General features: G+C 36.6%; 13 protein-coding genes. 7 read left to right on the plus strand and 6 right to left on the minus strand.

Translation table 11 applies throughout. The features are described 5' to 3' along the window. Nucleotides 1-28 precede the first annotated feature (28 nt). The 4 genes from B0E34_RS12475 to B0E34_RS12490 form a co-directional block, all read right to left on the minus strand. A complete protein-coding gene (locus tag B0E34_RS12475) occupies nucleotides 29-1,975 on the minus strand; it encodes a T9SS type A sorting domain-containing protein (protein WP_087709896.1) in 1,947 nt (648 codons plus the stop codon). Nucleotides 1,976-2,137: 162 nt separating this feature from the next. Beyond that, nucleotides 2,138-3,316: an acyl-CoA dehydrogenase family protein gene (locus B0E34_RS12480; protein ID WP_087709898.1), complete on the minus strand. Its 1,179-nt coding sequence runs from the start codon at nucleotides 3,314-3,316 to the stop codon at nucleotides 2,138-2,140. Nucleotides 3,317-3,436: 120 nt separating this feature from the next. Beyond that, nucleotides 3,437-4,225: an NUDIX hydrolase gene (locus B0E34_RS12485; RefSeq protein ID WP_076390384.1), complete on the minus strand. Its 789-nt coding sequence runs from the start codon at nucleotides 4,223-4,225 to the stop codon at nucleotides 3,437-3,439. Between the two features lie 22 nt (nucleotides 4,226-4,247). Next, on the minus strand, nucleotides 4,248-5,435 hold the full coding sequence (locus B0E34_RS12490) for an MFS transporter (protein ID WP_228423070.1): 1,188 nt from the start codon (nucleotides 5,433-5,435) through the stop codon (nucleotides 4,248-4,250). 177 nt (nucleotides 5,436-5,612) lie between these two features. On the opposite strand from B0E34_RS12490, the gene B0E34_RS12495 reads away from it, so the two are divergent. The 7 genes from B0E34_RS12495 to B0E34_RS12525 all read left to right on the plus strand — a co-directional run bounded on the left by B0E34_RS12495 (nucleotide 5,613) and on the right by B0E34_RS12525 (nucleotide 17,650). After that, nucleotides 5,613-8,513, plus strand: a complete 2,901-nt coding sequence (locus tag B0E34_RS12495; protein ID WP_087709902.1) for a SusC/RagA family TonB-linked outer membrane protein — start codon at nucleotides 5,613-5,615, stop codon at nucleotides 8,511-8,513. 11 nt (nucleotides 8,514-8,524) lie between these two features. After that, entirely contained in the window at nucleotides 8,525-10,084 is a 1,560-nt protein-coding gene (locus B0E34_RS12500; RefSeq protein ID WP_087709904.1) for a RagB/SusD family nutrient uptake outer membrane protein, read from the plus strand. Between the two features lie 16 nt (nucleotides 10,085-10,100). Next, a complete protein-coding gene (locus B0E34_RS12505) occupies nucleotides 10,101-10,955 on the plus strand; it encodes a hypothetical protein (protein ID WP_087709906.1) in 855 nt (284 codons plus the stop codon). 21 nt (nucleotides 10,956-10,976) lie between these two features. Continuing rightward, the gene (locus tag B0E34_RS12510; RefSeq protein ID WP_087709907.1) at nucleotides 10,977-12,446 is read left to right on the plus strand and encodes a glycoside hydrolase family 30 protein; all 1,470 of its coding nucleotides are present in this window, start codon (nucleotides 10,977-10,979) and stop codon (nucleotides 12,444-12,446) included. 124 nt (nucleotides 12,447-12,570) lie between these two features. Next, nucleotides 12,571-14,793, plus strand: a complete 2,223-nt coding sequence (gene bglX / locus B0E34_RS12515) for a beta-glucosidase BglX (RefSeq protein WP_087709909.1) — start codon at nucleotides 12,571-12,573, stop codon at nucleotides 14,791-14,793. Between the two features lie 508 nt (nucleotides 14,794-15,301). Beyond that, nucleotides 15,302-16,111, plus strand: a complete 810-nt coding sequence (locus B0E34_RS12520; RefSeq protein ID WP_087709911.1) for a glycoside hydrolase family 16 protein — start codon at nucleotides 15,302-15,304, stop codon at nucleotides 16,109-16,111. Nucleotides 16,112-16,210: 99 nt separating this feature from the next. Beyond that, on the plus strand, nucleotides 16,211-17,650 hold the full coding sequence (locus tag B0E34_RS12525; protein ID WP_087709913.1) for a glycoside hydrolase family 30 protein: 1,440 nt from the start codon (nucleotides 16,211-16,213) through the stop codon (nucleotides 17,648-17,650). Between the two features lie 176 nt (nucleotides 17,651-17,826). On the opposite strand, the gene B0E34_RS12530 is transcribed toward B0E34_RS12525, so the two are convergent. Continuing rightward, nucleotides 17,827-18,636, minus strand: a complete 810-nt coding sequence (locus B0E34_RS12530; protein ID WP_047375319.1) for an enoyl-ACP reductase FabI — start codon at nucleotides 18,634-18,636, stop codon at nucleotides 17,827-17,829. Between the two features lie 120 nt (nucleotides 18,637-18,756). Further along, on the minus strand, nucleotides 18,757-19,056 hold the full coding sequence (locus tag B0E34_RS12535; RefSeq protein ID WP_087709915.1) for a DUF883 domain-containing protein: 300 nt from the start codon (nucleotides 19,054-19,056) through the stop codon (nucleotides 18,757-18,759). Nucleotides 19,057-19,369 lie beyond the last annotated feature (313 nt).

Here is a 19,369-nt window from a genome sequence, read left to right on the forward strand (position 1 = left end):
TCTTTGAAGGATTGTATGAAGAAAATTACTATAATTTCACTTTTTTATTGAAGATTTTTCCATCATTCTGAATTACCTGAACCACATAAACTCCCATTTTGATGGTATTTGACTCGAATTGAGAACTGTTTACTTCCTGATTCTGGATCAAATCTCCTGAAATACTGTAAATACTGATATGTTTAATACCGTTTTTAGCTCTTACAATAATCTGATTATTCTGAGCAATAACCGAAACTGTATCTTCCGTTTTCAGTTCACTGATTTGTTTTTTAAACTGTAAATTATAGAAACGGGTGGTAATTTCTAAAGTAAGATTCTGATAATCAATTGTATTGAGGTTTATTCCTCCGTCTTTCATATATTGTTCCTGAGAAACCGACTTGATAAGATTTTTATTGTCATCAAAAATATTGACAGCCAAAATTTCTTCCTGATTGATTTTTAAACTCAGAATATTATTGATCTCAGATTTTACAATATCCTTTTCTTCTACCGTTTCCGGACTGTTTTTAATGTACGGAATGAGTTTTTCCGAATTATTTTCAGAGACTTTTAATAAATATACTCCATCTTGTAAGGAGGCTAAATTGTTGTTGCTCACAGCTTTTCGTTCAGCCTTTTCTTTATTGAAATCTGTGATTTCAAGAAGTTCCATATTCTGAAGATCAGGTTTTAGCTGTGATTTATAAATAGAACTGATCCCTGATTGACTATTTTGAGACTGTTTTGAAGTCAGCATTGCCCATTCGTTAAAAAGTCCGCCGCTTCTTAAAGTATTAAATTTGGCATTGGATGCCAGAACAAAAGGCACAATTCCTCCGATATGTCCTAAAGGTCCCCAATAAAATGCCTCCAGTTTGTATTTATTCAGATCCCACCAGGAATAATAACCTCTCTGAACCTCAATGGTTTTAGAAGTATTATCTGGATGAATGGCGAGATCAACCGTAGAATGTCCTAAAGTCATGGGTGTTTTGTTATACCAGTCGTATACGTCATTTGATTTCAGGCATTGTCTCAATTTGTTATTCTGATTATTCGTAACATCATTTACAAAATTATTTGTAAAAAGTGTTCTCCACACCAAAGGACCCCAAAGAAGACCTCCGTTATCCTGAACAACATGATAATTGTAGCGATCCAGATATTCTGAGGAGATTACTTCCGAAATACTGCTGTTGTACATTTGGTAACCTGTTTTATTACAGGTATTAACAACATTGGCGATAAAAGAAGTAAAAGGGTAAACATCTTTTTCCAGAACCCCTTTCTGTAAAGTAACGCCCGAAAAATCATACGGTCCGTCTCCCATATAAGCATATTTGAAGTTCAGGTTGTTGGGATTCGAAATGCTCAATTTCTTTAATGTGGACATTGCTGCATGAGCGCCTTGCGAATAACCTGCTAAAAAATACTCGTCGTAGCGTTTTACATTTTGCAGGGCAAGAACTTTATTAGCTGCCGTCACAAAATCAATGGTCGCAGAAGCTTCGGTAGGATAGTGTACATAGGGATGAACTCCGTCTCCGCTTCCCATCCCTACATAATCGGGAGCCATTAAAATATAGCCGTTCAGGACATAGGAAAGCTCCACTACAAATCCTGCATACAGAACTCCTTTAAGATTGGAAGGTACATTTTGGCGGCTGTCCGTGGTTCCGTGATCCGAAACTACCGTAGAAAGCTTGTAGTTCGCTTTTGGATACATCAGAAGTCCGGTTGCCTTTACGAGATTATTTTTCTCGTTTTTTGTATAATATGTTATTTTATAGGCCTTTAATCCTACATTAAAACTGTTGAGATAATTTATAAAATCAGGAGAATTCTGTTCGCCAAGATTGTTTGAGATAAAACCCGCCACCGCTTGCGGAGTAAGATCAAGTTTTGGTTCAACACTGAAAACATCTCCGGCTTGTTGTGCAAAATAAAAGGAAGCAGTAAGTCCCAGAAAAAGAGTAATTGATTTTTTCATATTGTCAATTTTTATTGATGTTTAAATTAAAATTTTAAAATAAAACATCAATAATTTTATTAGATCAATAATTATTCAGCGAATATCAATTTTTTTTTAAAAGAAAAAGTCTGACCAAAAACTGGTCAGACTCTGTATTATTTTATTACAAAATTTTCTCTCTTAGAAGGCGTTAATTCCTGTAATATCAAGACCTGTAATCAATAAATGAACGTCGTGCGTTCCTTCATAAGTAATCACAGATTCTAGGTTTGCGGCGTGGCGCATCATCGGGAATTCACCCATAATTCCCATTCCTCCAAGAATCTGACGGGATTCTCTTGCAATATCAATCGCCATTTTAACGTTGTTTCTTTTTGCCATGGAAATCTGGGCAGGAGTTGCTTTATGATCATTCTTAAGATTTCCTAACTGAAGACAAAGTAACTGAGCTTTAGTGATTTCCGTTAAGAATTCAGCTAATTTCTTCTGTTGCAACTGGTAAGATCCGATTGGTTTTCCAAACTGCTTTCTTTCTTTAGAATACTGAACAGCAGTGCAGTAGCAATCAATAGCCGCTCCGATAACCCCCCATGAAATACCATATCTTGCTGAATTTAAACAAGATAAAGGTCCTTTTAGTCCTGTAACTCCCGGAAGAAGATTTTCTTTCGGAACTTTTACATCATTAAAAACCAGTTCTCCTGTTTTTGAAGCTCTTAAGCTCCATTTATTGTGAGTTTCAGGCGTTGTAAAACCTTCCATTCCTCTTTCAACAATCAATCCCTGAACTTTTCCTTCTTCATTTTTTGCCCAGACTACGGCAATATCGCAAAGAGGAGAGTTGGTGATCCACATTTTAGCCCCATTCAGAAGATAATGATCTCCCATGTCTTTAAAATGGGTTTCCATAGAACCCGGATCAGAACCGTGGTTTGGCTCCGTTAAACCGAAAGAACCGATCATTTCTCCGGCAGCTAATTTGGGTAAATATTTTCTTTTCTGTTCTTCCGAACCGAATTCATTAATAGGGAACATCACTAGAGAACTTTGCACAGAGGCAGCAGAACGTACTGCAGAATCACCTCTTTCAAGCTCCTGCATAATCAGACCGTAAGAAATCTGATCCAGTCCGGAACCGCCGTATTCAACCGGAATATAAGGTCCTAAAGCCCCGATTTGTCCCAATTCTTTCATTAAATTCGGGATGTCGGTGTGGTTTTGGGCAGCATGATCAATCTGTGGCATTACAAAACTTTCCACCCAGTCTCTTACAGACTGTCGGATAAGTTTATGTTCTTCAGTAAGTAAAGCATCGATCCCATAATAATCGGGAATGCTCGTAAGGGAATAATATGACATTATATTTTAATTTTCCTAAAAATAAGACTTTTCACTATTTCAGAGAAATTTTTTTTAAATGACTTTTATCTGTTGATTTTTAGATATTTAAACTGAATTTTAAATACAAAACATCAAAAATTAATTTTCCGCTTCGTTTGAAATAGGGTACTGGTTTGTCGGATTGTAGATTCTGGTTTTAAACTTGTACAAATACGGAGCTTTATTGGCAGAACCGTCGTACAGTTTTTCGAGGCGGTCTAAAATATTAAGACTTAAAATTTTACGCTGAAAATTATTCCTTCTGAATTTTTCACCCAAAATTGTTTCATACAGACATTGCAGATCTTTCATGGTGAATTTTTCAGGAAGAAGATTACTTGCCGCTACTTCGGTATTGATGTTCATTCTGAGATATTCCAGTCCGGTTTCGATAATTCTGTCGTGGTCAAATGCCATTTTGGGCAGTTTGTCTACCTCAAACCATTCGCAGCTTTCATTAAAAGCATCCGGAAAGGTATTTGCCATCGAAAAATCAATCAGGCTGCAGTATCCTACTGTAATAAAACGCTGGAAGATCCAGTGATCTTTAGGAACTTCAACACCTTTGTTTTTCAGCAAAATCTGGTGAACATTGTTTTCCGTCCTGTCGATTCTTCCAAAAGTATGAAACTGTTTCAGGAAAATATTCTGGAGATGTGTCCTTTCATAAAGAACACGTTCCGCTGCTTCGCGAAGATCTTCGTCATTAAAAACAAAACCTCCGGGAAGAGACCACAAATCGAGGTCATGGTATTTTAAGAGTAAAACTTTCAGGATGTTGTTATGAAAACCAAATATAGTACAGTCTACAGACACGTGTGCTACAAAGTCTTTTGTATCAATAAGTTCCTGAAGGGTTTCCTTACTCTTTTCGTTCTTGATTTTCATGGGATAAAAATAAAATTATTTTCTAAATTTTTTTATCTGCAAATCTAAAATAAATTAAACTAATTGTAAACAACAGAATTACAGCAGATAAAATATACACAGAATAGTAATTCAGAAGCTGATTTCCGAATAAAACCGACATGATGATCGAACTTACAGAGCTTCCCAATGATGAAAAAATAACAATCAGCGAGGTGAAAACATTGGATTTCGACTTATCGATTGTGGCAATCATCTTAGAGTTGATGACCGGATAAAGCGGAGATAAAAACAATCCGATAACTGGGAAGAGAAACAGCAGGATCTTAGAATCGTCCATTCCTGAAAATTGTATTCCGATAATGATTAAAAGCACTATAACAATGGATGATAAGCACAGAATATAATATTTCGGCAAAGAAAATCTCTGGATAACATTAGCCGTAACTGTTCTTCCAATATAAGAAAACAGGGCTAAAAACGAAGATGCCTGAAGCGCAAAAAAAGAATTTACCTTTAAATGATTCTTGTAAAAAGACGGCAGCCATGAATTAAAGCTTTGCTCTACAAAAACAATAGAAAAAACAACTGCTAAAAATATGATTAATAAAGGATTGGCAATTCCTGCAACTTCCTTAAAAATATTTTCATTCTTCATGTTTTCAGGTTCTGAAACTGGTAGTTTTGAAAATAAAAAGATTGTTATTGCCGATAATACAGAAATGGATAAAAATCCGAATTTCCAGAATTCTGAAAACTGACTGGAAATGACCCACCCAAACCCGATATTAACCACGAAGATTCCGATCATGAAGGAGGCTTCTACACTATTCATGGTTTTGGCTAAAGATTTTTCATCCGAAATATTGTTTCTGATAATTCCGAAAACGCAGATTTTCCCGATCGCAAAACACGCTCCGATGATGGCAAACCATACTTTATAGAACCAGAATACTTCTACGAAAGGTAAAATAAGGGAACATATCCCAACAATTGTTAAAGCTAAAATCAGGGATTTTTTTGTTCCGGTTTTGCTGATGAAATTAACGGCAAAAAGTGAAATAAAAGCAATGGGAAGATCCTTAAAAGACTCTAAAAAACCGAGCTTATCATAAGTGATTTTTGCCTCAGAAAGTTGAAGAATTACAATGCCCATGCAGTTTAGCACCATGGAGAAAATTAGAAATGTAAGCTTGAGCGGAAGTGAAATTTTGGAGTGCTTGGTCGTCATTTTGGGGATTGATTTTATCTGTTTTTTGGAAATATTTATGGTTTTCGAAGAAAAATTTATGCCTTCAAATGCCCAAAAATACAGGAAATATTAAAATAGTTATTAATAAAATGTTAAATAATTAAAAAAAAATATATTTTTATTGTCTCAATTTGAGAATTAAAAAACTAACTGTATATGAATGTAAGAATATCTAGAAGTTTAGGCATGGTTGCGGTGCTGTATTTCACTGCTAATTTCACTGCCCAAAACACAAAGACCGACACCCTTCCAAAAGAACAGAAAATTGAGGAAGTAGTCATGATTGGTTACGGTACTCAGAAAAAGAGTAATGTGACGGGAGCCATCTCGAGTATTAAAGCAAGTGACATCGAAGCGATCCCTGCCGGAAAACCGGAGCAGGTTCTTCAGGGTAGAGCCGCAGGTGTTAACGTAATTTCTAACTCCGGTCAACCGGGATCCAGTGCAACAATTCGTGTAAGAGGGGTTACCAGTTATTCCTCTAACAATGATCCTCTTTGGGTTGTTGACGGAATTGTGGTAGACGGAATCGGATGGTTAAGTCAAAGCGATATTGAAAGTATTGAAGTATTGAAAGATGGTGCTTCTTCTGCTATTTATGGAGTTTCTGCTGCAAGAGGAGTTATTTTGGTGACTACTAAAAAGGGAAAAAAAGGAAAACTTACCTTATCTTACAATGGTTTTTATGGGGTGAGCAATGCTGCGAGAAAGCTTGATCTTCTTGATGCTACACAATATGCTATTGTTATCAATGAGGGTTTTGCCAATGACGGACAAGCTGTAAGATTTCAAAATCCTGCATCATTCGGAAAAGGAACCGATTGGCAGAATGAAATTTTCGGAACCGGAGCAAGACAGAACCATGAGGTAAGTATACAGGGTGGAAACGAAAAATCTACTTACTTTGCGTCATTTGGATATTATGATCAGACAGGTATCGTAATGAGCGATATTTCTTATTACAAAAGATTAACAGGACGTTTAAATTCAACTCATAAAGTAACAGACTGGCTTACTTTGGGGCAAACTTTTGCTTATACCAACCAAAAAAACCAAGGGATTAATGCTAACGGTGAGTTTGGAGGTCCTCTGAGTTCTGCAGTGAATTTGGACCCCATCACTCCTGTTGTGGTAACAGATTGGTCACAGGTAAATCCTGCCTTATACACCAATCAATATATCGTAAGAGATGAAAATGGAAATCCATACGGAATTTCGCCTTATGTAAACCAGGAAATGTCTAACCCAAGAGCTTTCAGGTATACACAATTAGGAAACAATAACTGGTCAGACGATTTTATTGCTAATGTATTTGCAGAAGTGAAATTTTTAAATCATTTTACATTTAAATCTTCATTAAACGGTAAAAAAGCATATTGGGGAAGCCAGAATTTCACTCCACTTTTCTATTTAAGTGCAACATACAGCAATTTAGTTCTAAACAGCTTAAGCCGTACGACTCAAAAGAAATTTGAATGGAGTTTTGAAAATACATTGAATTACCAGAATAAATTTGGAGATCATAGCCTGAATGTACTTTTGGGAACAGGATATTATGACTATAATATTGGAAATGGACAAACCGTTACTCATAAGGGGCTTCCGATCAGCAGTTATGAAGAAGCTTCCTTCAACTTTGAAGTTCCTTTGGCAAACCAAACTTCTTCAGCATGGGATAATCAGGAATGGAACAAAGCTTCTTATTTTGGAAGATTAATTTATGATTTTAAAAATAAATACTTATTTACTGGTACATTAAGATATGATGGTTCTTCGTTATTTGGAGCAAATCATCATTGGGGTGTATTCCCTTCATTCTCTTTAGGATGGAATGTGGATAAAGAAAACTTCTGGCCGGAAAATAATGTGGTAAATAGTTTAAAATTCCGTGGAGGCTACGGAACTTTAGGGAATGATGGTATTGAAGTTTACAAATTTTCAAAACTTTATATTCCTGGAGCAAACTATACCAGTGGATCAGGAGGCGTATTGATTGGGTATTTGCAAAATGGTCTTGAAAATAAAGATTTGAAATGGGAAACGACCACACAAACAAATATTGCAGCAGATTTACGACTTTTCAAAAACTTTACTTTAACAGTTGATGTTTATAACAAGAAAACGTCAGATATTCTTAGACCGGTTCAAATTCCGGGATATGTAGGAGTTACAGGATCTTACGTTGCCAATATTGGAGACATGAGCAATAAGGGGGTTGAAGTAGAATTAGGCTACAAGAAAAACTGGAACGATTTCACGGTTTCTGTAAATACTAATTTCGCTTACAATAAAAACGAAGTTTTATCGCTAGAACAGGGAACAAAATTTTTGGATGGAGCAGGTTTCCAATCTATGGGATCGATCCAAAGAATTGTAGTAGGTGATGCCTATAATTCTTTCTACGGCTTTAAAACTTTGGGTGTTTTCCAAAATCAGGCGCAGATTGATGCGTATGTAAATTCTAAAGGACAATTGCTTCAAACAGAGGCAAAACCCGGAGATTTTATTTGGGCAGATTCTAACGGCGATGGGGTAATCAATGATTTGGACAAAGTGAATTTGGGAAGTTCAATTCCTAAATATAATTATGGAGCTACTTTAAATGTAAGCTATAAAAACTGGGATTTTATGGTATTCGGACAGGGTGCGGGAGGAAACAAAATCTTTCAGGGTTTAAGAAGATTGGATATGTTAGATGCTAATTATCAAACCAAAATCTTAGATAGATGGACGGGAGAAGGTTCTACAAATGAAAATCCAAGACTAACACGAGCAGATGCAAATAAAAACTACTCAAGACTATCTGACTGGTATCTGCAAAAAGGAGATTATTTCAGAATTAAATTAATTCAGTTAGGCTACACGCTGCCTCAGAATGTTACCCAAAACTTTGGAGTTAACAAGTTAAGATTTTATGTAACTGCTGAAAACCTAGTTACTTTTACAAAATATACCGGGTACGATCCGGAAATTGCGGCAGGAGATTCTTTTGGAATAGACAGAGCATTTTATCCGCAGGCAAGAACTTTCATATTGGGAGCTAATATAACTTTCTAATTTTTAGTACAATGAAAAATAAATTTTTAAAAATATCAATAGCAGCTTCATTTTTAGTGAGTGTATCTACTCTTAATGTAGCCTGTAACAACGACACTTTAGAAGAAAAAGAATACAAAGGTGCATTCGCCGGAGATAACTTTTTCAGAAATGAGCAGGAATGTTTTTTTGGTCTTGTTGGGACGTACGATGTAATGAGAAAATATGCAGGCGGGTTTGAAAATATGGTCACTTTTTTCAATGCAGCTTCAGATGATTTCTATGCAGGAGGTGGTAGTGCTACAGACGGAGCTGGTATTCAGGGAGCATCAAGTTTTCAGATTAATCCAACTACAATGCCTGCAAGTTACTGGAGAGATTATTACCAAGGTATTGCAAGAGCTAATGCCCTTATTTTAAATGCTCCCAATGCATCAATGGATGAAACTTTGAAACAACGCTTCATTTCGGAAGCAAAAACTCTTCGGGCAATGTATTACTTTGATTTGTTGAGGGTTTTCGGAAACATTCCCCTTATTTTAAAACCTTTTGACGCAACAGACGATTTTTATAATGTTCCGCAAGTTGCACCTGCACAAGTTTATGCTCAAATAGAAAAAGATCTGACTGAAGCTTTGCCAAATCTTCCTATGACGGTAAGTGGAGAGCAAAAAGGTAGATTAACGCAAGGCGCGGCAAAAGCTCTTTTAGGTAAAGTGTATTTATATCAAAATAAAAAAGCTCAGGCTGCCGCACAATTTGCAGATGTAAACGGAACTCCGGGCGGAACCAGTCAATATGGATATAAACTGTTGGCAAGTTATGATGATCTTTGGAAAGCAGGAGTAGCACTTGGTGGTACTCCAGATCCTTATGAGTTTACATCAGAATCTATTATTGAAGCATCCCATAGTGACCAGGGAAAATCCGACTGGGGCTTTTGGGGACAAGGCAAAGATGAAGGAAATTCTATTTGTGTAATGACGGCACCAAGATCTTATAACAGAATTAGTCAGACAAATCCTGCTAATAATGCTCCAGATATCGTCTCAGGTTGGGCATTTAATACAGTTACAACAGATCTGTTTAACTTTATGCAGAGTGATCCGCGTGTAAATGCTACTATTCTAAATATGAATGCGTTAAAAGCGCAAGGTAAGGCAGATTATGCACCGGCTTATAAAGATACAGGATATTTTCTTAATAAATTTATGCCTACATCTGATAAAAAATCAACTTTAGGTGTTACCGAACTGAATTATCGTCAAAATTATATGGTGATAAGATTAGCAGATACCTATCTAATGGAAGCAGAGGCACTTAACGGTACAGGTTCAAGAGCGCAAGCTTTGTTGGATGCGGTAAGAGCAAGAGTTGGTTTAGCTTCAGTTCCTGTTTCTATGCAGGCAATTAAAGACGAAAGAAGAAGAGAACTTGCAGGTGAAGGACATCGGTTTTTTGATCTTGTAAGATGGGGAGAAGCTTCTACAAAATTGGCTTCCAAAGGTTTTGTTGCAGGGAAAAATGAAATTATGCCGATACCTCTTGGTGAACTTACGGGAACCATTTTGAAACAAAACCCTGGATATTAATTTAAACATTAACAACATGATAACTAAATATATTAATAAAAGCCTTTTATTAGCCTCGTCAGTTTTTTTCTTGGCAAGCTGTACACCGGATAGCGTAGATGGCGATGGAAACGGTATTTCTCAGGGAACTTTAGACGCTTCTTTTAAAGTTACAAAAACATCGGAGAATCATTACTTGTTGAAAAGAAATTACAATAATTATATTAATTCAAGTTGGAATATAGATGATGACGGTTATAATAATGGAAAAGGCGAACAGAATCTTTTCCTTCCGGATGCAGGAACTTATGTGGTTCAGCATCAGGCGGTAGGTATGGGTGGAGTTATCGGAGGTACAGCCAGTGAAACAATTGTTGTCCCTACTTCAGATCCGATTTCCGGAAATATGATTCAGGGAGGAAGATTCGATACTCCCGATGAAGTTGCAAAATGGTCTGTTCACAAAATCAGCGCTTCAGGGGCTCAATGGGTTTTTGCTAACGGTAAAGCTACAATTGTTGCAAGTGGAAGCAGTCAGCAAGGTATTTATCAGGCTGTGAATGTTGTGGCAGGACAGAAATATTCCATCGATATGGTAGCTTCTTCAGATACACCTTTGGTAAATACATGGTTCGAGGTTTATGTTCTAAATACGGCTCCGGTAACGGGACAGGATGTAAGCGGAACGGTTTACAGAAATATCAATACCTGGGATGGTTGCGGAACGGGCAAATTCAAAGGAAAAGTTTCGTCTGTCGGATGCAACGGATCGAAAAATGGCGGAATTTATACAGCTACAACAACAGGAACCGTTTATTTGGAAATTAAGTGTGGAGGAGGTACTGTTAATAGCTTAAGCATTGACAAAGTTGAATTCCGTAGAACTCAATAATCTTCACACAATTAAATTGATATGAAATTACAATATTCATATAGTTTCGTACTTAGAAGTGCTGCACTTTGCGGTGTAGCGCTTCTTTCTTTTTTAAACTGCAGCAGTACCTCTTCGGATTTGACCAATAATGGTGATAATTCAGGAAATAACGGAAACGCAAACACTTCCGGAGATCCGGTACAGGTGTGGTTAACGAAAGGAGATCAGACAGTGAAACTACAACAGCAGGGAACCTCTTATTTTTCAGGAACTTCAGCAGCAGGAACCACCATTGAAGTAGACGGCTCGCAAATATTCCAGACGATAGATGGATTCGGATACACGCTTACTGGAGGAAGTGTACAGGTAATCAATCAGCTGAGCGCGGCAAAAAAACAGGAATTGTTAAATGATCTGTTCAGCGCTTCTGGGATTGGGGTAAGTTATTTGAGAATCAGCATTGGGGCTTCGGATCTCAACAGCGAAGTTTTTTCGTATGACGATATGCCGACAGGACAGACTGATCCTACATTGGCTCAATTCAGCTTAACCAAAGATCAGGCTTTGATCCAGATGCTGAAAGATATTCTGATGATTAATCCGAATATCAAAATTTTAGCAACACCTTGGTCTCCACCTGTTTGGATGAAAGACAACGGAAACACAATGGGGGGAAGTCTGAAACCAGAATATTATGGGGTTTATGCACAGTATTTTGTAAAATACATTCAGGCAATGCAGGCTCATGGAATCAGAATTGATGCTATTACCCCGCAAAACGAACCTTTACATCCGGGAAATAATCCGAGTATGTATATGTCAGCAGGAGATCAGGCAACTTTTATCAAAAGTAATTTAGGTCCTGCTTTTCAGACGGCAAATATTAATACAAAGATCATAGCTTATGATCACAATTGCGACAATCCGGCGTATCCTTTGGCGGTATTAAATGATACAGCGGCAAATCCTTATGTAGACGGATCGGCTTTCCATTTGTATGCAGGAGATATTTCGGCTTTGGGAACAGTACATAATCTATTCCCGAATAAAAACGTCTATTTTACAGAACAGTGGACCAGTTCTACCGGTGCTTTTTCAGGAGATTTGGATTGGCACATGAAAAATGTTATTATCGGATCCATGAGAAACTGGAGCAGAAATGCTTTAGAGTGGAATGTAGCCAATGATGCTTCATTCGGACCACACACTCCGGGAGGATGTACCCAATGCAAAGGGGCAATTACCGTAAACGGAAGCGCAGGTTATGACAAAAATGTAGCATACTATATTATCGCTCATGCTTCAAAATTTGTTCCGGCAAACTCCCAGAGAATTGCTTCTACACAGTCAGATAACCTTTCCACGGTAGCTTTTAAAACTCCGGCAGGAAAAACAGTATTAATTGTTCAGAACAGCAACTCTACAGATAAAGCATTCAACATAAAATATAATCAGAAGACAGCTTCGGTAAGTATGCCGGGAATTTCTACAGCGACTTATATTTTTTAAGACAAATATATCTGTTAAAATTTGTAATGATTGAAAACTTTTTGTTCTTTGTTAAATAAATTCATCCTGAACTTCAGGTTAAGAAAAATAGTTCAAAAGGACAGATAATTAAAATTAGATTAAAATGAAGAGAGTTTATTTCTTATTAGCAGTTACAGCATTTGGAATCAATACATTCGCACAAAAGACAATTGATCAGAAAGTTTCAGAACTTTTGTCGAAAATGACGTTAGAAGAAAAAGTAGGACAGCTTGTTCAGTATTCAGGATTTGAATACGCAACAGGTCCGCAAAATTCCAATTCTGCAAGTGTTCTAAATGAAATAAAACAGGGAAAAGTAGGCTCAATGCTTAATGTGGCAGGAGCCGAAGAAACCAGAAAATTTCAGGAATTAGCTTTAAAATCGAGATTGAGAATTCCTTTATTATTCGGACAGGATGTCATTCACGGATACCGAACAACCTTTCCTGTAAATTTAGGTCAGGCAGCGAGCTGGGATTTAAAACTAATTGAAAAGTCCGAAAGAATAGCCGCAACAGAAGCTTCGGCTTATGGAATTCACTGGACGTTTGCACCGATGGTCGACATCGCAAGAGATCCGAGATGGGGAAGAGTAATGGAAGGTTCTGGGGAAGATACCTATTTGGGAACCCAGATCGGTCTAGCCAGAATCCGTGGTTTTCAGGGAAAAGGTCTTGGAAATCTTGATGCCATCATGGCTTGTGCAAAACATTTTGCAGCCTATGGAGCAGCAGTGGGCGGAAGAGATTACAATTCTGTTGATATGAGTTTAAGACAATTGAACGAAACCTATCTTCCTCCTTTTAAAGCAGCGGCTGAAGCCGGAGTGGCAACATTCATGAACTCTTTTAATGACATCAACGGAATTCCGGCAACAGCTAATAAATATATTTTAAGAGATTTATTAAAAAGGAAATGGAATTATAAAGGTTTTGTAGTTTCAGACTGGGGAAGTATTGGCGAAATGGTTCCTCACGGTTACGCAAAAGACAATAAAGAAGCGGCGGAAAAAGCAATAAATGCAGGAAGCGACATGGATATGGAAAGCCGTGCTTATATGGCAGAACTTCCCAATTTAATTAAAGAAGGAAAAGTAGATCCGAAGCTGATTGATGATGCCGCAAAAAGAATTTTGGTTAAAAAATTCGAGATGGGATTGTTTGACGATCCTTACCGGTTCAGCAGTGAAAAAAGACAGCAGGAACAGACCAACAATCAGGAAAACAGAAAATTCGGAAGAGAATTTGGATCAAAAAGCATTGTTTTGCTTAAAAATGAGAAAAATATTCTGCCTCTTTCCAGATCTGTAAAAACGGTTGCTTTAATTGGACCTTTCGGAAAAGAAACTTCTGCCAACCACGGATTTTGGTCGGTTGCTTTTAAAGATGACAACCAGAGAATTGTAACGCAGTTTGACGGAATTAAAAATCAATTGGATAAAAATTCAACATTACTTTATGCAAAAGGAGCAAATGTTGACGATCAGGATAGATCCATGTTTGCGGAAGCGGTGGAAACAGCGAAAAAAGCAGATGTCGTGATCATGACTTTAGGAGAAGGTCACGCGATGAGCGGTGAAGCAAAAAGCAGAAGCAACATCCATTTTTCAGGTGTTCAGGAAGATCTTTTGAAAGAAATTGCAAAAACAGGAAAACCGATTGTTTTGATGATCAACGCGGGAAGACCTCTTGTCTTTGATTGGGCAGCAGACAACATTCCGGCAATCATGTATACTTGGTGGCTGGGAACGGAAGCCGGAAACTCTATTGCAGATGTTCTTTTCGGAGCGGTAAATCCGGGCGGAAAACTTCCGATGACTTTCCCGAGAACAGAAGGACAGATTCCTGTTTATTACAATCATTACAACACTGGAAGACCGGCAAAAAACAATACCGACAGAAACTACGTTTCAGCGTATATCGATTTGGATAATGATCCGAAATTTCCGTTTGGTTATGGATTAAGTTATACCCAGTTTAAATATTCTGATATGAATTTAAACTCAAATAATCTTAAAGGAAATCAGACTTTAAATATTAGCGTAAATGTTACCAACAGAGGAAATTATGACGGGGAAGAAGTGGTGCAGTTGTACATCAGAGATTTATTCGGAAAAGTGGTAAGACCGGTAAAGGAACTGAAAGGTTTCCAGAAAGTTTTCATTAAAAAAGGAGAAACAAAAACCATCAGTTTTACGTTAACTCCCGAAAATCTGAAGTTCTATGACGATCAGCTTAATTACGACTGGGAAGGCGGAGAATTCGACATCATGGTTGGAACCGATTCTAAAAATGTTCAGACAAAAAGAATTAATTGGACAAAATAATATTACTTTTTTACTTACTAAGAGCGGGATAATACCCGCTTTTGGCGGTAGAAGAATGAACGTTTTTTATAAAAATATTAATTAAACAAAACATTTGTCATTCTGAAAGAATCTACATAATACTTTAGAGATGCTTCCAGTATGGCAGACTTTGGAAATAATTAAATTAACTTTTAAACATATTGTTGTCATTCGGAACATAGACAGAAAGTCTACGAACGTAGTTCAGAAGCGGAGTGAAGAATCTAAATGATCAACATTTAAAATAGATTCCTCGTTCCTCAGAATGACAAGTGTTGAGAATAAATTAAATAATAATTAAATCTTAATCTAGAATTTTTTAACGCAAAGATTAAGAAAACGAATTATTGATTTTAAGGAGGCAAAGAAGAATCAGCAAAGCTGATTTGATTAAGCTAACGTTTATCATAATGCTTCATCAGTGATTGGTCGCAATCTTTGCTCACTTAAATCTTTGCATTAAAATATAAATCTAAAACATTAAACTTTGAAAATAAAACTTCAACATATTTTTCATTTCATCATCGGAGGAACTTTGGTTTTTTCAACAATACATTGTGCTTCAAATAAACCAGATTCCAACAGAAATTTAATCTGGAGTGATGAATTTAATTACAAAGGCTTACCCGATTCTACGAAATGGAATTACGATGTGGGAGGCGACGGTTATGGCAATAATGAAGCTCAGTTTTACACAAAAAACCGTCCGGAAAATGCAAGAGTTGAAAACGGAAATCTTATCATTGAAGCCAGAAAAGAAAACTGGGAAAAGAATAAATATACTTCTGCAAGATTACTGACAAGGGGTAAATTTTCCTTTCAGTACGGAACTGTTGAGGTTCGAGCCAAACTTCCTAAAGGTCGCGGAACATGGCCTGCCATCTGGATGATGAGCGAAAACATGAAAAAATGGCCCGATGACGGAGAACTGGATATCATGGAACATGTAGGATTTAATCAGGGATATATTCATGCTTCAGTTCATACCAAAAAGTATAACCATATCATCGGAACTCAAAAAACGGATACTTTGATTGTGAAAGATGCGAGTGAAAAGTTTCATATTTACAAAGCAGACTGGACGCCGGAGAAAATTGATGTTTATATTGATGATCAGAAATTTTTCACCTATGAAAACAAAGAAAAAACGTATGAAGCATGGCCTTTTGATCAGCCATATTTCATCATACTGAATCTTGCTGTCGGAGGTTTCTGGGGTGGAAAAGAGGGAATTGATGATACCATTTTTCCTCAGAAATACGAGATCGATTATGTAAGGGTTTATCAAAGTAAATAAAATAAAGGACTCCAAATTCCTCTCCTTTGGAGGGGTGGATAAATTTTCAAAGAAAATTTAGACGGGGTGGTTTAATATAAAAAATAAGAAAAGATAATAATGAAGAGATTAATTGTAAGTTGCTTGGTTGTCGGTTTGGCTTTCAATGCAAAGGCACAAAATTACTGGAAGAAAAATACAGGAAAAACGGCAAAAGTTTTTCTTACCAACTCGGCAGCCAACGAAAAGATGGTTGACAAAGGCACGGTAAAATTCGAAAAATTTGGTCAGCCCAAAGAAACGGATGCCTGTATTTTTGTAGATCCGGATTTTAAATATCAGAAATTAATAGGAATTGGAGGCGCTATTACAGATGCTTCCGCAGAAACTTTTTATAAACTTCCGAAAGATAAGCAGAAAGAAATTATTGAAGCCTACTACGGAAAAAACGGTTTGGGATACACGGTTGTCCGTACCAATATGAACTCCTGTGATTTTTCTAGTGATTCCTATACCTACGTTCAGGAAAATGACAATACTTTGAAATCTTTTACTGTTGCACATGATGAAAAGTATAAAATTCCGATGATCAAAGAAGCACAAAAATTAATTGGAAAAGATTTTACCTTTTATTTTTCACCGTGGAGTCCACCGTCTTGGATGAAGTCAAACAAAAGTATGCTAAAAGGAGGAAGACTGGAAAACGCTTTTTATCAGACATGGGCAGATTATTACGTAAAGTTCATTAAAGAATATGAAAAAAGAGGAATCAATGTCTGGGGACTGACGGTTCAGAACGAACCGATGGCAACGCAAAGCTGGGAATCGTGTATTTATTCGGCGGAAGAAGAAGGGGAGTTCCTTAAAAATAATTTAGGTCCGACTCTTTGGAAAAATGGTTTCAAAGATAAAAAAGTAATGATCTGGGATCATAACCGTGATTTGATTTACCAGAGAGCAACCACCACACTCGGCGATCCTGAAACTTCTAAATATGCTTCAGGAATCGGCTATCACTGGTATGAAACATGGAACAACAAAACCCAGCTTTTTGATAATCTGACAGAAACTCAGAGAGCTTTTCCGGATAAGTTTTTAGCTTTTACCGAAGGCTGCAAAGAGCAGTTTGATATATCTAAAATTTATGAAGTGAGTTTAGGCGAATTATACGGAAGGAATATGATTAACGATTTCAACAAAGGTACGGCTTTATGGACAGACTGGAATGTTCTTCTGGACGAAACAGGCGGGCCAAACCATGTGGGAAATTTCTGTTTTGCGCCAATCATTGCAGATACCAAAACCGGTGAAGTTCATTATACGTATGAATATTATTATGTAGGACACGTTTCGAAATTTGTAAAGCCCAATGCAAGAAGAATAGGAACCTCTTCAAACAGAGCTGCTTTAACCTCAACCACTTTTATGAATGTAAACGGACAATTGGTAACCGTAATCATGAACGATACAGACAATACCATCGAGACGAATCTCTGGATTGAAGGAATGGCTGCAAAATTATCGGCTCCTGCACACTCTATACAGACTGTAATTTTATAGACTTCATATTAACATTTTTATTACGTTTCGGCGGAGCCTTTGGCTCCGCCGAAATTGTTTTATTCAAAAACATGTATTAATTGGCAGCAATTATAATCTACAAATTCTTTACATTGAAACATAAAAAAGCCGAATTCAATAATCCGGCTTAATTTATATAAGAATAATGATTTAAATTATTCCGTATCATATTTACTGATTACTCTCTGAGTAACCCCCGAACTGCTGAAACCTCCATCATGGAAAAGATTCTGCATCGTTACTTTTTTCGTAAGATCAGAGAATAACGTTACACAGTAGTCTGCACATTCAAGAGCTGTAGCGTTTCCTAGTGGAGACATATCTTCTGCATATCCAAGGAAACCTCCGAAACCTTTCACGCCGCTTCCTGCTGTCGTCATTGTAGGAGACTGAGAAACTGTATTTACACGTACTTTTCTTTCACCCCAGTAATTTCCGAATGTTCTTGCGATACTTTCAAGATAAGCTTTGTTGTCAGACATATCATTATAATCCGGGAATGTTCTCTGAGCCGCAATATAAGTAAGCGCCAAAATACTTCCCCATTCGTTCATGCAGTCTTTTTCCCAAGCCACTCTCATCACTTTATGGAAAGAAACCGCAGAGATATCCCAGCCTTTTTCCAACCAGTCGTAGTTCATTTCTGTATAATGTTTTCCTTTTCTCACGTTGATGGACATTCCGATAGAGTGAAGGATGAAATCGATTTTACCGAATTTGGCAACAGCAGCATCAAAAAGTTTTTCAAGATCCTCAATAGAAGTAGCATCTGCACCAATTACTTCAGATCCTGTTTTCTCTGCTAAACCGTTAAGTTCTCCCATTCTCAAAGCAATAGGAGCATTAGACAAAATAAATTCAGCACCTTCTTCATGACATCTTTCTGCAACTTTCCATGCGATCGATTGTTCATTAAGGGCTCCAAAAATAATTCCCTTTTTGCCTTTAAGTAAACCGTATGACATAATTTTTTAATGTTTATTATTATACAAATGTAACAATATTTGTGTTTAGTACATAATAAAAAACGGAGCCTTCTGTAAAAAGACTCCGTTTTTCTTGAAAATATTTATATGACTGAAATTTTAATTCGTTTTCTTATTCCATTCTGCTTTTACATCTTCTGCTGCATCCTTCGTTTTTTCCCATGCATCATTGGCTTTATCTTTAACATCATCCCATGCATCGGCAAAATTATTTTTTACTCTGTCCAGCCAGTCTTCATGTTTTGCTTCCTCATCATTATTTCTTTTTTCATTAATATAATCTTTGGCTCTGTCTGCCAACTCCTCTACCTTCCATTTTGCATTATCTGCCGCATCCTTTAAAGAGTTTTTTGTGTTATCTACTGCGTTTTCTGCTTTGTTGTATTCTGAATTGTTCATAATGTGATATTTTGTTTGTGTGATTATGATTAAACAAGAACTATTCCTAAAATTTTTTCTTATTGTTAAAATTTTCATAAACTTTTATTTGGTGGAGGAAAAGGTTTTAGAATTATTCTATAATATTTACAGTGTATATATTACACCAGATTTATATCTACTAAAATCATCATTTTAATAGTAAAAATGAAACTTTGAAAAACTTCTCTCATATTATCTATTATGCTCCCATAAATTTTTATTTTTAATAATTCAATGATTTGGTGTTCTCTGTTTTTTTGTTATTAAGTTCATAAATAATTAATATTTATAT

It is taken from the genome of Chryseobacterium mucoviscidosis (assembly GCF_002177115.1).
Lineage (GTDB): Bacteria > Bacteroidota > Bacteroidia > Flavobacteriales > Weeksellaceae > Chryseobacterium > Chryseobacterium mucoviscidosis.